The following is a 13,433-nucleotide window of genomic DNA, read 5'->3' as shown; positions in this document are numbered from 1 at the left end:
GCCGGACCAGTTCCGACCGGGCCAGCGTGCGCGAATGCAGGCATGGCGTCGATTACGCCACAGGTAATGGAACCCGACACCCCTTGCCTGCCGGCAGGGGAGCCGCGCACGGGCGGCTCGGCTACACTGCCCGGTCCGCGGCGCAGCCCTGCGCCCACCTCAGAATCCCGATATTCCCCGAGCATGACCGAGCCCAACGACACCGCGGCCGGCGCCGCGCCGGCGCCCACCGAAAAGCAGGACTTCATCCGCCAGATCGTCCGCCAGGACCTGGCCGGCGGGAAGCACGACGCCATCCGCACCCGCTTCCCGCCCGAGCCCAACGGCTACCTGCACATCGGCCACGCCAAGGCGATCTGCCTGGACTTCGGCATCGCCGAGGAATTCGGCGGCCGCTGCAACCTGCGCTTCGACGACACCAACCCGGCCAAGGAAGACCCGGAGTTCGTGCAGGCGATCCAGGACGACGTGCGCTGGCTGGGCTTCGACTGGGCCAGCCTGCGTCACGCCTCGGACTATTTCGATGTGTTCTACCTCGCCGCGGAGAAGCTGATCCGCCAGGGCGACGCCTTCGTCTGCGACCTCTCCGCGGAAGAAGTCCGCGCCTACCGCGGCTCGCTCACCGAGCCCGGCCGCGAGTCGCCGTACCGCAACCGCAGCGTCGATGAGAACCTCGACCTGTTCCGCCGCATGCGCGCGGGCGAGTTCGACGACGGCGCGCGCACCCTGCGCGCGAAGATCGACATGGCCAGCGGCAACATCAACCTGCGCGACCCGGCGCTGTACCGGATCAAGAAGGTCGCCCACCAGAACACCGGCGACGCCTGGCCGATCTACCCGATGTACGACTACGCGCACTCGCTGGGCGACGCGGTCGAGGGCATCACCCACTCGCTGTGCACCCTGGAGTTCGAGGACCACCGCCCGCTGTACGACTGGTGCGTGGACAGGGTGGACCTGGCCGGCCATCCGGAGCTGCTGGCCCCGCTGGCGGACAAGGGCCTGCCCAACGAGGCCGCCAAGCCGCGCCAGATCGAGTTCTCGCGCCTCAACATCAACTACACGGTGATGAGCAAGCGCAAGCTGACCCAGCTCGTCGCCGAAGGCCTGGTCGACGGTTGGGACGACCCGCGCATGTACACCCTGCAGGGCCTGCGCCGCCGCGGCTACACGCCGGGCGCGCTGCGCCTGTTCGTGGATCGCGTCGGCATCAGCAAGCAGAATTCGATGATCGATTTCTCGGTGCTCGAGGGCGCACTGCGCGAGGATCTGGACGCCCGGGCGCCGCGACGCATGGCCGTGCTGGCGCCGCTGAAGATGGTGCTCGCCAACCTGCCCGAGGGGCACGAGGAAACGCTGCGCTTCCCCAATCACCCGAAGGACGAGGCCTTCGGCGAGCGCGAGGTGCCGTTTTCGCGCGAGCTGTGGATCGAGCGCGACGACTTCGCCGAGGTCCCGCCCAAGGGCTGGAAGCGCCTGGTGCCCGGCGGCGAAGTGCGCCTGCGCGGCGCCGGCATCGTGCGCTGCGACGAGGTGGTCAAGGACGCCGATGGCCAGGTGGTCGAGCTGCGCTGCACGCTCGACCCCGAGTCGCGCCCCGGCATGGAAGGCGCCAACCGCAAGGTCAAGGGCACCATCCACTGGGTCGGCGCCGCGCGCGCGGTCGAGGCCGAGGTGCGGCTCTACGACCGCCTGTTCTCGGTCCCCGACCCGGACGACGAAAGCGACGGCAAGACCTACCGCGACCACATCAACCCGGAGTCCCGGGTCCAGGTGCGCGGCTGGGTCGAGCCCGCCGCCGCCATTGCGGCGCCCGAGGACGCCTTCCAGTTCGAGCGCCTGGGCTATTTCGTCGCCGACCGTCGCGACCACCGCGCCGATGCGCCGGTGTTCAACCGCAGCGTGACCCTGCGCGACACCTGGGCCGCGAAGGCCTGACGCAGGCACCGGCCTTGCCGCCGGCGCCACACGGGTCGGCGCTACCATGCGCCGTCGCCCGCACCCTGGAGCCCACGATGCGCCGGATCATCACCTTCGTCCCCGCCTGCCTGCTCGTGCTGTGCCTGGCGGCCTGCACCGTGGCCGCGCCCGGCGCGGGAACACAGGCACCACCGACACAGGCGCCGCCGATGTCCGACCCACTGCCGGCCACGCCGCTGCCCGCGAACCCGCCGCGCGCGGGCGTGCCCGGCGTGCCCGACCTCGACCGCAGCTGCCGCGTGGACAGCGACTGCGAAGTGAAGAACGTCGGCAACTGCTGCGGCTATTTCCCCGCCTGCGTGAACAAGGACGCCCAGCCCGACCCGGCCGCGGTGCAGGCCGCCTGCGCGGAGTCCGGCATGGCCGGCGTCTGCGGCTTCCGCGACATCCAGGCCTGCGCCTGCGTCGCCAACACCTGCGAGCCGGCGCAGTCCGGCGGCGCGGTGGCGCAATGAGCGCCGGCAACCTGCCCGCGCGCGTGGGCCTGCAGCTGCCGGCCTGGGTCGAACGCGGGATCGACCGCGAGCGTGCCTACTCCAGCGACGCCGACAAGGTGGCGCTGGCCATCGCCCTGGCCGGGCGCAACGTCGAAGAGGCCACCGGCGGCCCCTTCGGCGCGGCGCTGTTCGGCCCCGACGATCGCGTGGTCGCGGCCGGGGTGAACGTGGTACTGCCGCAGTCGACCTCGCTGGCGCACGCCGAGAACATGGCCTACATGCTCGCCCAGCAGGCCCTGGGCCGTCCGCGCATCAATCTCGACGACCAGGGCCGCCCCTGCGGCCCGTACACGCTCGCGACCTCGGCCCAGCCCTGCTGCCAGTGCTATGGCGCCACCGTCTGGGCCGGCATCGACCGCCTGCTGATCGGCGCCAGCGCCGACGACGTGCACGAACTGACCGAGTTCGACGAAGGTCCGCTGCCCGCCGACTGGCCCGGCGAACTCGCGCGCCGCGGCATCGAAGTGGTGCGCGACATCGCCCGCGACCAGGCGCGCGAGGTCTTCGTCGCCTACGCACGCGCCGGCGGCCGCCGTTACTGATGTCGCCCCTGGCCGCACGCCCCGCGCCGTGAGCGGACTGCTCTGCTACTGCCGCGGCGGCTTCGAGCCGGAGCTCGCGGCCGAGCTGGGCGAACGCGCGGCCGCCGCCGGCCACGCCGGCTACGCGGTCACCGAGCGCGGCTCCGGCTTTGTCCGTTTCCTCACGCCCGCTGGCGACGCCGCGGGCCTGTCGCGCGCCCTGCCCTGGCGCTCGCTGGTGTTCGCGCGCCAGAAGCTGCGGCTGCTGGCCGACCTGGATGCCGTCGACACCCGCGACCGGATCGCGCCGGTCCTCGCCGCGCTGCAGGCCGGGGCCGTCGATGGAACCCTCGCGCCCCGTTTCGGCGCGCTGCTGGTCGAACACCCCGACAGCGACGAGGCGCGTCCGCTCGCCGGCCTGGCCCGCGCGCTCGGCAACGCGCTGCGCCCGGCCCTGCGCAAGGCCGGCCTGCTGGCCGCGAAGGACGACCCGCGACGTCCGCGCCTGCACGTCTGCCTGCTGGCCGGCGACCACCTGCTGCTCGCGCTCGGCGACCCGGCCGATTCCGCGCCCTGGCCGATGGGCGTGCCGCGCCTGCGCCTGCACCCGGACGCACCCTCGCGCTCGGCGCTGAAACTGGAGGAAGCCTTCCTCACCCTGCTCGACGACGGCGAGCGCGCCCGTCTGCTGCGCCCCGGCATGACCGCCGCCGACCTCGGTGCCGCCCCCGGCGGCTGGACCTGGGTGCTGCAGCGCGCCGGCCTGCAGGTCAGCTCGGTCGACAACGGCCCGCTGCGCCAGCACGTGCTCGACGGCGGCGGCGTCGAGCACCTGCGCGAGGACGGCTTCCGCTGGCAGCCGCCGCGGCCGCTGGACTGGATGGTCTGCGACATGGTCGAGCAGCCGCGGCGGGTGGCCTCGCGGATGGCGACCTGGTTCCGCGAGGGCTGGTGCCGGCAGGCCGTGTTCAACCTCAAGCTGCCGATGAAGAAGCGCTGGCTGGAAACCTCGCTGTGCCTGGACATCTTCGGCCGCGAGGCCGGCCTCCCGCTGGAATTGCGCGCGCGCCAGCTCTATCACGACCGCGAAGAGATCACCGTCCTCGCGATCCCGACCGGCCGCTGAAGGCGACGCCCGCGTTCAGCCGCCAGCCGGCCAATCCTGACCACCGCTTCATGGCCCCCGGGCTAGCGTGGCCGCGTTCCCTCCACATCCCAGAGGACGCACACATGGATCCGCGCCAGAAGAAGCATGCCCTCAGTCTTGCCCTGCTCGCCTGCGGCCTCGCCGCCAGCGGTGCCCTGATGGCACAGACCGTCGGCACCGGCACCGCGCAGGGCCGCACCAACATCAACTCCAAGGCCGCACACCAGGATGCACGCGCGGCCGAGCAGGATGCCCGCGCGGCGCGCGAGGCCGCGGAGGCCGCAGCCGCCGAGAAGCGCGCCGGCTCGGTGACCGCCGAAGGCGCCGCACAGGCCGAATACAGCGCCTGGGAGGCCGACCAGGCGTCCCGCCGCGCCGAACGCGCGGCGCAGGACGCCAAGCGTTCAGCCAACTACGCGGGCGCGGCGAACGCCGCCGCCCACGGCGGCACTGCGCTGCCGGTCGAAACGGCCGTCCAGTCCGGCCAGGCCGCGGGTGCCGCCAGCAATGCCGGTACGATCGCCCGCCAGGCCGCGATGGATGCAGAGGCTGCGGCAGAAACCGCGCGCATCGCCACCAGCGCACCGCCGGCCCCGCCGCCGCGCACGCCGCCGACCGAGACCTATCCGAGCGAGCCGCAGGTGACCATCACCTCCAGCGCGCCGGACTCCGTGGTCGGTGACTACCGCATCGACATGGCGGCCTTGGACGCCAACGGCGACGGCCGCCTCACCCGCGCGGAAGCCCGCCCCAACGCCACGCTCAGCGCGGAATTCGACGCCGTCGACAACAACGGCGACGGCGTGCTCGATGCCAACGAGCTGAAGGGCTGGATCCGCTGATCCGGCGACCGCCGCGCGGTGGGTCTCAGAGTCCCGCCGCGCGGCGCCACAGCGCGCCGGCCACGGGAGGCAGCCGCCCGGCCAGGCCCAGGGCATGGCCGCGCAGCAGCACGGCGGCCGGCGAATCGCTGGTGTAGACGCAGTTGATGCTGTCGAAGGCGCGTGCGGCCACCGTGGACTCGCTCTTCCGGCTGCGCGCCCAGCGTTCGATGCGCTGGGGCGTATCCCAGGCTTGGCGCCGCGCCACCGCCGCGGCCACCGAATCACGCAGCGCCGCCACGTCGCGCAGGCCGATGTTCACGCCCTGCCCGGCCAGCGGATGCACCACGTGGGCGGCATCGCCCAGCAGCAGCACGCGCCCGGCCGCGTAACGTTCGGCCAGCTGCAGGCGCAGCGGGAAGGCCGCGCGCGGCGAACAGGGCTGGACCCGGCCCAGTCGGTGGTCGAAGGCGCGGCCCAGGGCCTCGCCGAAGGCGGCATCGTCCATGGCCAGCGCGGTTTCGGCCTCGGCCGTCGGCAGCGACCAGACGATCGAACAGCTGCCGTCGGCGAAAGGCAGGAAGGCCAGCGGCCCGCCAGGCAGGAAGCGCTGCCAGGCCGTGGCCTCATGACCGTGCTCCGTGCGCACGTAGCCGACCACCCCCGACTGGTCGTAGCCGTGCCCTCCGACCTCGATCCCGGCCAGCCGGCGCAGGGTGGAGCCGGCGCCGTCGGCCGCGAGCACCAGCCGCGCCGCCACCCGTCGGCCGTCGTCCAGGCGCAGGCGGACACCGCGATCGTCCTGCTCGAACTCCTCGACCCGCGCCGGGCAGCGCAGGTCGACGCCGGCTCCCGGCAGGCAGGCCCAGAGGCGGTCGACCAGCAGCGCGTTCTCGACGATCCAGCCCAGTTCGCGCCGGCCCAGGCGGTCGGCGTCGAAGGCCAGCTCACCGTCCCCGCCCGCATCCCACACCCGCATCCGGCGGTAGGGCTGCAGGCGCGTGGGCAGGCCGTCGCGACCCTCGATCCCAGCCCAGGCGCCGATGGATTCAAGCAGCTCGGCGTTGTCATGGGCGAAGGCGAAGACGCGCAGGTCGGGCTTCGCGGCCGACCACGGCGGCGGCGCGCGACCCTCGACCAGCACCACCGACAGCCCGAGCCTTGCCAGCGCCAGCGCCGCGGCGGCACCCACCACGCCGCCGCCAACCACGGCGATGTCGACCATCCCGCGGCTCATCGCACCGCTCCCGTGCGGCAGGCCTCGGGCACGTCGCCGCGGTAGCCCATCGCACCGCCGACCAGGCTGGCCTGCAATCCGGGCAGCGCCGCGAGCGCAAGCAGGCCGACGCTGCGCAGCAGCGACGCTCCGTGCTCGGGATTGGCGGTCAGCCGCGCCAGGCCATTGGAAAATTCGAGCGTGCGCCGGCGATCCTCATCGCGCCGCGCCGCATGCGAAGCGAGCAGCGCGGCATCGCCCGGGTCGCCGCCCGCCTGCGCGCAAGCGCGCAGCAGTTCGGCCAGGATCAGGGCATCGCGCAGGCCGAGGTTGAAGCCCTGCGCACCCACCGGGTGGATGCTCTGCGCGGCATTGCCGACCAGCACCGCGCGCGCGGCCACGGTGCGCTCCGCGCGCACCGCCACCGCCGGGTACGCGCTGCGCGGCCCGACGCCCAGCAGGCGGCCGACCCGCCAGCCGAAGGCGTCCTGCACGCGCGCGAGGAAGCCGGCCTCGTCCAGCGCCTGCACGGCGGCGGCCTCGGCCGCGGCCACGCCGTGCACCAGGCCCCAGGCGCGGTCGCCGCGCGGCAGCAGCGCGGTCGGGCCGTGGTCGCCCAGGCGCTCGTAGGCCGTGCCGTCGGGCGCGCGCGCGGCACGCAGCCGGGCGACCATCAGCACCTGGCCGTAGTCGTGGCGGATGGCCGGGATGCCGAGCGCATCACGCACGCCGCTGGCCGCGCCGTCGGCGGCCACCACCAGCCGCGCACGCAGCCGCGACGGGCCTTCGCCCGCCAGTTCGAGCACACGGTGGCCGTCCTCGTCCGCTGCAAAACCGGTGAAGCGCGTCCCGCGATGCCGGGCCAGCCCGGCCACTTCGCCCAGCCGCGCCTCCAGCGCCTCGCCGAAGTCGCGCGCCACCACCACCTGGCCGAAGGCCGCGCGGCCATGGTCGGCCGCCTCCAGAACGACGCGGCCGAAGTCGCCGCGCCGGCTGGCATGGATCCTCGTGATCGCACCGGTCGGTGCCCGCAGCCGCTGCATCACGCCAAGTGCCGTGAGCGCATTGACCGTGGCCTCGGCGAAGCTCAGGTTGCGCTCGTCGAACACCGCCGGCATCGCCGCGGCGGGCGCCGCCTCGACCATGGCCACGCCGAGCCCGCTGCCCTCCAGGGCGATGGCCAGGCTGGCCCCGACCAGGCCGCCGCCGATGATCACCACGTCGTGAGTCGCCGTCATCCCGGCATGATACGGCCGCCCGGCCCTGCGGTTCGCTAGAATGGCCGGATTCCAGCACTGTCCCCGGAGCCGCGGCCGCCATGAACACCCACCTGCAACGCGCCATCGTCCTGTCGCTGCTCGTGCTGCTGATGGCGGCCACGCGCAGCCACGTCTTCAACCACTTCACCCCGGTGCCGGACGCGTCCTGGGCGGTGTTCTTCATCGGCGGCTTCTACCTGCGCAACTGGGTGCGCTGGGCCTTCCCGGCGCTGATGGCGCTGGCGGTGCTGATCGACTACCTGGTGATCAGCCGCCAGGGCATCGACTTCTTCTCGCACTACTGCGTCTCGCCCGGCTACTGGATGCTGGTGCCCGCGCACGCGGCGATGTGGGCCGGCGGCCACTGGCTGCGCAAGCACTACCACGGCGCCAGCCCCGCTGCGCTGGCGCGCCTGGCGCTGGCGGTGGTGGTGTCCACCGCGGTGTGCCACCTGTTCGCGCAGGGCGGCTTCTACTGGCTGTCGGCTGCGGTCGCCGAGCCGACCGTTGGCGGCTGGGCCACCAACTACGGCCACTGGTTCCTTCCCTACCTGAAGGCCACCGCGATGTTCGTGGCCGCGGCCGCGGTCGCGCAGGTGGTCGCCGAGGTCGTGGCCCGCAACGCCACCCCCGCGCACCAGCACGACAAGCGCTGAGCCCGATGGGCAACCGCCTCTCGAAGATCTACACCCGCACCGGCGACGACGGCAGCACCGGCCTGGGCGACGGCAGCCGCACCGGCAAGGACTCGCTCCGGGTCGAGGCCTACGGCACCGTCGACGAGGCCAACTCGACGATAGGCGTCGTGCTCGCCGCCGGCGTGCCCGAGGCCGTCCACGCCCTGCTGACCTCCGTCCAGCACCAGCTGTTCGACCTTGGCGGCGAGCTCTGCATCCCGGGGCATGCCGCCATCGACGACGACGACATCACCCGGCTCGAGCAGCAGCTCGACCACTTCAACGCCGATCTGCCGCCACTCAAGGAGTTCATCCTCCCCGGCGGCGGCGAGGCCGCGGCGCGCTGCCACGTCGCGCGCACGGTGGTGCGCCGCGCCGAGCGCTGCGCGGTGGCGCTGGCGCGCGTGGAAGAGGTGCGGCCACAGGCCGTGCGCTACCTCAACCGCCTTTCCGACCTGCTGTTCGTGCTCTGCCGGGTACTGTCCCGCGTCGACGGCCACGGCGAAGTCACCTGGCAGCACGAGCGCCGCCGGGGCTGAGTGGTGGGCCCGAAGCGGCTGCCGGTCTTCACCCACGCCGCCTGCTTCGGGCATGACACCGGGCCGGGCCACATCGAGACGCCCGCGCGCCTGGGCGCGGTGGTGACGGCGCTGCGCGACCACGTCCCCGGCATCGAATGGCTGGAGGCACCGCGCGCCACCCGCGGCCAGCTGCTGCGCGTGCACGAGCCGCTGCTCCTGCATGCCGTGCTCGAGACCGCCCCCGACCACCTGATGCAACTCGATCCCGACACCGTGCTTTCGCCCGGCTCGCCGGAGGCGGCCCTGCGCGCAGCCGGCGCGGTGGTCGCCGCGGTGGATCGGGTGATGGCCGGCGAAGCCGATACGGCGTTCTGCGCCGTGCGGCCGCCCGGCCACCACGCCACGCCGGCCCACGCCATGGGCTTCTGCCTGTTCAACAACATCGCCGTGGGCGCGGCGCATGCGCTCGAACGCCACGGCCTGTCGCGGATCGCGATCGTCGACTTCGACGTCCACCACGGCAACGGCACCCAGGCGATCTTCGCCGGCGAAGCGCGGGTGCTCTACGCCAGCGCCCACGAGATGCCGCTGTTCCCGGAAACCGGGAATCCCCGTGAACGCGGCGTCGGCAACATCCACAACGCCGCGCTGCAGCCGGGCAGCGGCAGCCACCGCTTCCGCGAAGCCTGGCGCGAGCGCCTGCTGCCCGCGATCGACGCCTTCGAGCCGCAGCTGCTGATGGTCTCGGCCGGCTTCGACGGCCACCGCGCCGACCCCGCGGCCCACGTCGAGCTGGAGGCCGACGATTTCGCCTGGCTCACCTGCGAACTCGCCGGCATTGCCGCCCGGCATTGCGGCGGGCGCATGGTCTCGGTGCTCGAGGGCGGCTATGACCTGGCAGCGCTTGCCGAATGCAGCCTCGCCCACGTGCGCGCACTGGTCGCCATCGGTGCCTCGGGACAGCGCGCGCCGCCGACCTGAGGCCCGCCGGCGTTCACGTTCCGTGCATTGCCGCTGCCCGGGGGATGCGGCAAGCTAGCCGCCGCTCTTCGTTCCCCGGAATCCCGCGTGCGCCAAGCCCTCCGCCTGCTCCCGCTGCCGTTGTGCATCGCCTGTGCACTGGCGGCGCACCATCCGGCCGCCACGGCCGCCGATGACATCGAGCCGGACTGGGGGCTGTGCCCGCTCGAAGAGGCGGTGCCGGCGTTCCCCGATGCCCAGCCGGCCACCGGCGACCCGGCCGACCGCGAATCACTGCCGACCGACATCGCCGGCGACAACCTGGACGGCGTCGACGGCGAGAACGTCGCCTATTCCGGCAACGTGACCCTGCGCCGCGGCGACCAGTTCCTGGGCGCCGACAACCTCGAGTACCGCAGCGAGGACTCCACCTATGTCGCGACCGGCCGCGTCCGCTACCAGGACTCGGGCATGCGCCTGGTCGCCGAGCGCCTCGAAGGCGACCAGGAAGCCGACACCCACCGGGTCGACAACGTCGCCTACCAGCTGACCGAGCGCCGCGGCAACGGCGGCGCCGAACGCATCGAGATGAAGGGCTCGCAGGGCGCACTGTACGGCTCGACCTACTCCACCTGCCCGCCCGGCGACCGCTGGTGGGAGCTGCGCGCCAGGCGCATCGACATCGACAACGACAAGGGCGAGGGCATCGCCCGCGGCGCGACCCTGCGCCTGGGCAAGGTCCCGGTGCTGCACGTGCCGATCTTCGCCTTCCCCACCGACAACCGGCGGCGGACCGGCCTGCTCTACCCGAGCATCTCCTATTCCAGCCGCAACGGCTTCGACTGGCGCCAGCCGATCTACCTCAACCTCGCGCCGCATTACGACATGACGCTCGAGCCGCGGCTGATGACCAACCGCGGCCTGCTGCTGGGTACGGAGTTCCGCTATCGCACCCGACGCGGCCGCGGCATCTTCGACGTCGAGGCGATTCCATCCGACCAGCTCGCGCGCGACGGTCGCCAGGAGGAGATCGACGACAACATCCGCCCCGAGAACTGGCGCAAGGACGATCGCGGCATGTTCCGCTATTCCGGCCGCCACAACCTCGACGCGACCTGGCAGGCACGTGCCAGCCTGAGGTGGACCAGCGATCCCCGCTATCTCGAGGACTCCAGCAGCAACCTGAGCGGCCGCACCAACTTCTCGACCAAGAGCGACATCGGCATCTATGGCCGCGCCCGCACCTGGGATGCCGGCCTGATGGCGGACTACTGGCAGCTCGGCGACTACACGCGAACCGAGAACATCCTGCCTTTCCACCGCCTGCCGCGTGCCTATCTCAACTGGGAAGACGATTTCGGCGGCCTGTTCGTGGCCGGCGCATCGGCCGAACTCACGCGCTTCCAGCACGCGAACAGCCGGAGCAGGCCGGGCGGCAGCCGTTTCGATGTCAAGCCCTGGGTATCGATGCCGCTCGAGGGGGCCTCCTGGTTCGTGACCCCGACGCTGGCCTGGCGCTACACCACCTATGAACTCGAGGACGCGCTCGCCCGCCAGCTCGCCAACACCAGCGGCAACGCGCCCGACACCTCGCCTTCGCGCAGCCTGCCGATCGGCACGGTCGACGCCGGGTTGTTCTTCGACCGCACGACCCTGTTCCGCGGCGAAAGCCACCTGCACACCCTGGAGCCCCGGCTGTTCTACGTGAACGCCCCCTACCGCGACCAGACCTCGCTGCCGCGCTTCGATACCCAGCGCATGTCCTACAGCTGGGGCCAGCTGTTCCGCGACAACCGCTTCACCGGCGCCGACCGCCAGGCCGACGCCAACCAGCTGACGCTCGCCCTGACCAGCCGCCTGGTCAACTCCAGCACCGGCCGGGAGACGCTGTCCGCCAGCATCGGCCAGATCCGCTACTTCGAGGACTCCCGCGTCGGCCTTACGCCCACCTCGGAGGTGATCCCGAAGGGCAAGTCGGCCTGGATCGCCGACGCCAGCTACGAGATCAACGATCGCTGGAGCGTGGGCGGCACCTACCACTGGAATCCCGACAGCCGCCAGGAAGACCTCACCAGCCTGCGCGCCCGCTACCTGATCGGCGACGACGGCGTGGTCAACCTGTCCTACCGTTACCGCCGCAACGCCAACAACCAGGAAGACCTGCTGGAGCAGGTCGACTTCTCCTTCCTGTACCCGATCAATCCCTCCTGGAGTCTGGTCGGCCGCTACTACTACTCGCTGCTGGACAACCAGATGCTGGAGGGCATCGCCGGCGTGCAATGGGACAGCTGCTGCATGGCGGCACGCCTGGTGGCGCGCCGCTACGTGCGCAATCTCCGTGGCGACCTGAACGACGCCATCCAGCTGGAAATCGAGTTCAAGGGCCTGGGCTCCGCCGGCCCCGAGACGGCCAGCCGCCTGCGCCGTGCTATCCTCGGCTACCACCGCGAGGACCTGTACCTGGTGCCTCCGCCCGATGTCCGCAACGACGACGGCGACCCGCCCTCGGACGACGACATTTTTCAATGAAGAAGACCCTCCTCCCCCTCGCCCTCGCGATTTCCGCTCTCGTCCCGCATGCCTTCGCGCAGGACGTGCAGCCGCTCGACGGCATCGCCGCGGTCGTCGACGAGAACGTCATCCTGAAGAGCGAGCTCGACCGCGCGGTGCGCAACATCGCCGCCCAGTACGGCGAGCGCGCCGATCAGCTGCCACCCGAGGCGGTGCTCCGCCGACAGGTGCTTGAACGCCTGATCCTGGTACAGCTGCAGACCGCCCGCGCCGAGGCGACGGGTGTGCGCGTGGCCGACGAGGAGCTCGACTCCGCGGTTGCAACCATCGCGCGCCAGAACAACATGACACCCGACCAGCTGCGACAGCAGCTGGCGATGGAAGGCATGTCCTTCAGCGAATTCCGGGCGTCCCTGGGCGACGAGCTCGCCATCCAGCGCCTGCGCCAGCGCTTCGCCCAGTCCTCGATCGTGGTCACCGACGCCGAGGTCGACGCCGCGATGTCCAGCCAGCAGGCCGGCGGCACCCAGTACCACCTCGCCAACATCCTGGTCGCCCTGCCCAACGGCGCGACGCCGGAGCAGATCGCCACCGGCCAGTCGAAGATCGACGGCATCAAGGCGCTGCTTGAGCGCGGGGAGATGGACTTCGCGGCCGCGGCCGTGCGCTATTCCGACAGCCCCAATGCGCTCGAAGGCGGTGACCTCGGCTGGCGCACCGTGGACGAGATTCCCTCCGCGTTCGTGGGCGTGGTGGGCGGCATGCAGCCGGGCCAGGTCCTTGGCCCGGTCCGTGGGCCGAGCGGCTTCCAGCTGCTGCAGCTGGTTGATACCCGCGATGCGGCGGCCGGATCGGCGCAGACCGTCACCCAGTACCAGGCGCGCCACATCCTGGTCCGCGGTGACGATGCCGCCGCCAAGGCGCGCATCGACGGACTGCGCGCACGCGTCGCCGGTGGCGAGGATTTCGCCGCGGTCGCCCGTGACGCCTCCGACGACGCGGTCTCCAAGGAAACCGGCGGCGACCTCGGCTGGTTCGTGCACGAGGCCTTCGGGCCGCAGTTCGGCGACCAGGTCGCGGCGCTGCAGGATGGCGAGGTCTCGCAGCCGTTCCAGAGCCAGGCCGGCTGGCACATCATCCAGCGCACCGGCAGCCGCCAGGCCAATGTCGGCGAGGAGAACCGCCGCAACCAGGTCCGCGAAACCATCGGCCAGCGCAAGCTGGAAGACGAATGGAACCGCTTCCTGCGCGAGATGCGCAGCGAGGCTTTCATCGACATCCGCCCCGCCTCCGGGGCCGCCGGCGTCGCCGACGGCAGCTGAG

Annotated in this window: 12 protein-coding genes; 10 read left to right on the top strand and 2 right to left on the bottom strand. The window is 72.2% G+C overall.

Annotation, left to right across the window (positions count from 1 at the left end):
• Positions 1-183 precede the first annotated feature (183 nt).
• From E2170_RS10980 to E2170_RS14265, 5 genes are all read left to right on the top strand, one after another.
• A complete protein-coding gene (locus tag E2170_RS10980; RefSeq protein ID WP_133000687.1) occupies positions 184-1,938 on the top strand; it encodes a glutamine--tRNA ligase/YqeY domain fusion protein in 1,755 nt (584 codons plus the stop codon).
• Between the two features lie 77 nt (positions 1,939-2,015).
• A complete protein-coding gene (locus E2170_RS10975; protein WP_133000686.1) occupies positions 2,016-2,435 on the top strand; it encodes a hypothetical protein in 420 nt (139 codons plus the stop codon).
• Positions 2,432-3,019 (top strand): nucleoside deaminase, encoded by a 588-nt coding sequence (locus E2170_RS10970; RefSeq protein WP_133000685.1) that lies wholly within the window; start codon positions 2,432-2,434, stop codon positions 3,017-3,019. The genes E2170_RS10975 and E2170_RS10970 overlap by 4 nt, the downstream gene beginning before the upstream one ends.
• A 28-nt stretch (positions 3,020-3,047) precedes the next feature.
• The gene (gene rlmM / locus E2170_RS10965) at positions 3,048-4,124 is read left to right on the top strand and encodes a 23S rRNA (cytidine(2498)-2'-O)-methyltransferase RlmM (protein WP_133000684.1); all 1,077 of its coding nucleotides are present in this window, start codon (positions 3,048-3,050) and stop codon (positions 4,122-4,124) included.
• A 104-nt stretch (positions 4,125-4,228) separates the two neighbouring features.
• Positions 4,229-4,987, top strand: a complete 759-nt coding sequence (locus tag E2170_RS14265; RefSeq protein WP_425477855.1) for an EF-hand domain-containing protein — start codon at positions 4,229-4,231, stop codon at positions 4,985-4,987.
• A gap of 25 nt (positions 4,988-5,012) precedes the next feature.
• On the opposite strand, the gene E2170_RS10955 is transcribed toward E2170_RS14265, so the two are convergent.
• Together E2170_RS10955 and ubiH are read right to left on the bottom strand one after the other, a co-directional pair.
• Positions 5,013-6,203 (bottom strand): FAD-dependent oxidoreductase, encoded by a 1,191-nt coding sequence (locus tag E2170_RS10955; protein WP_133000683.1) that lies wholly within the window; start codon positions 6,201-6,203, stop codon positions 5,013-5,015.
• Entirely contained in the window at positions 6,200-7,420 is a 1,221-nt protein-coding gene (gene ubiH, locus E2170_RS10950; RefSeq protein WP_133000682.1) for a 2-octaprenyl-6-methoxyphenyl hydroxylase, read from the bottom strand. Before ubiH ends, E2170_RS10955 begins: the two co-directional genes overlap by 4 nt.
• A gap of 80 nt (positions 7,421-7,500) precedes the next feature.
• Here ubiH and E2170_RS10945 point away from each other — a divergent pair, with 80 nt between their 5' ends.
• The 5 genes from E2170_RS10945 to E2170_RS10925 all read left to right on the top strand — a co-directional run bounded on the left by E2170_RS10945 (position 7,501) and on the right by E2170_RS10925 (position 13,432).
• Positions 7,501-8,097, top strand: coding sequence for a hypothetical protein (locus E2170_RS10945; protein ID WP_133000681.1), 597 nt, complete (start codon positions 7,501-7,503; stop codon positions 8,095-8,097).
• Between the two features lie 5 nt (positions 8,098-8,102).
• Complete coding sequence (locus E2170_RS10940) at positions 8,103-8,657, top strand: cob(I)yrinic acid a,c-diamide adenosyltransferase (protein WP_133000680.1); 555 nt, start codon at positions 8,103-8,105, stop codon at positions 8,655-8,657.
• A gap of 18 nt (positions 8,658-8,675) precedes the next feature.
• Positions 8,676-9,620: a histone deacetylase family protein gene (locus tag E2170_RS10935; protein ID WP_133001179.1), complete on the top strand. Its 945-nt coding sequence runs from the start codon at positions 8,676-8,678 to the stop codon at positions 9,618-9,620.
• A gap of 87 nt (positions 9,621-9,707) precedes the next feature.
• Positions 9,708-12,128, top strand: a complete 2,421-nt coding sequence (gene lptD / locus E2170_RS10930) for an LPS-assembly protein LptD (RefSeq protein ID WP_133000679.1) — start codon at positions 9,708-9,710, stop codon at positions 12,126-12,128.
• Entirely contained in the window at positions 12,125-13,432 is a 1,308-nt protein-coding gene (locus E2170_RS10925; protein WP_133000678.1) for a peptidylprolyl isomerase, read from the top strand. Before lptD ends, E2170_RS10925 begins: the two co-directional genes overlap by 4 nt.
• Position 13,433: the final 1 nt, after the last annotated feature.

Source organism: Luteimonas arsenica (assembly GCF_004352825.1).
GTDB lineage: Bacteria > Pseudomonadota > Gammaproteobacteria > Xanthomonadales > Xanthomonadaceae > Luteimonas > Luteimonas arsenica.
Note: the sequence above shows the minus strand (reverse complement) of the source record. Positions and strands in the feature narration are given on the sequence as shown.

What these genes read in the sequence shown, in the direction of transcription:
- E2170_RS10980 (WP_133000687.1), top strand. Translation starts at nt 184, where the DNA reads ATGACCGAGCCCAACGACACCGCGGCCGGCGCCGCGCCGGCGCCCACC.
- E2170_RS14265 (WP_425477855.1), top strand. Translation starts at nt 4,229, where the DNA reads ATGGATCCGCGCCAGAAGAAGCATGCCCTCAGTCTTGCCCTGCTCGCC.
- E2170_RS10945 (WP_133000681.1), top strand. Translation starts at nt 7,501, where the DNA reads ATGAACACCCACCTGCAACGCGCCATCGTCCTGTCGCTGCTCGTGCTG.
- E2170_RS10975 (WP_133000686.1), top strand. Translation starts at nt 2,016, where the DNA reads ATGCGCCGGATCATCACCTTCGTCCCCGCCTGCCTGCTCGTGCTGTGC.
- E2170_RS10940 (WP_133000680.1), top strand. Translation starts at nt 8,103, where the DNA reads ATGGGCAACCGCCTCTCGAAGATCTACACCCGCACCGGCGACGACGGC.
- ubiH (WP_133000682.1), bottom strand. Translation starts at nt 7,420, where the DNA reads ATGACGGCGACTCACGACGTGGTGATCATCGGCGGCGGCCTGGTCGGG.
- E2170_RS10955 (WP_133000683.1), bottom strand. Translation starts at nt 6,203, where the DNA reads ATGAGCCGCGGGATGGTCGACATCGCCGTGGTTGGCGGCGGCGTGGTG.
- E2170_RS10925 (WP_133000678.1), top strand. Translation starts at nt 12,125, where the DNA reads ATGAAGAAGACCCTCCTCCCCCTCGCCCTCGCGATTTCCGCTCTCGTC.
- E2170_RS10970 (WP_133000685.1), top strand. Translation starts at nt 2,432, where the DNA reads ATGAGCGCCGGCAACCTGCCCGCGCGCGTGGGCCTGCAGCTGCCGGCC.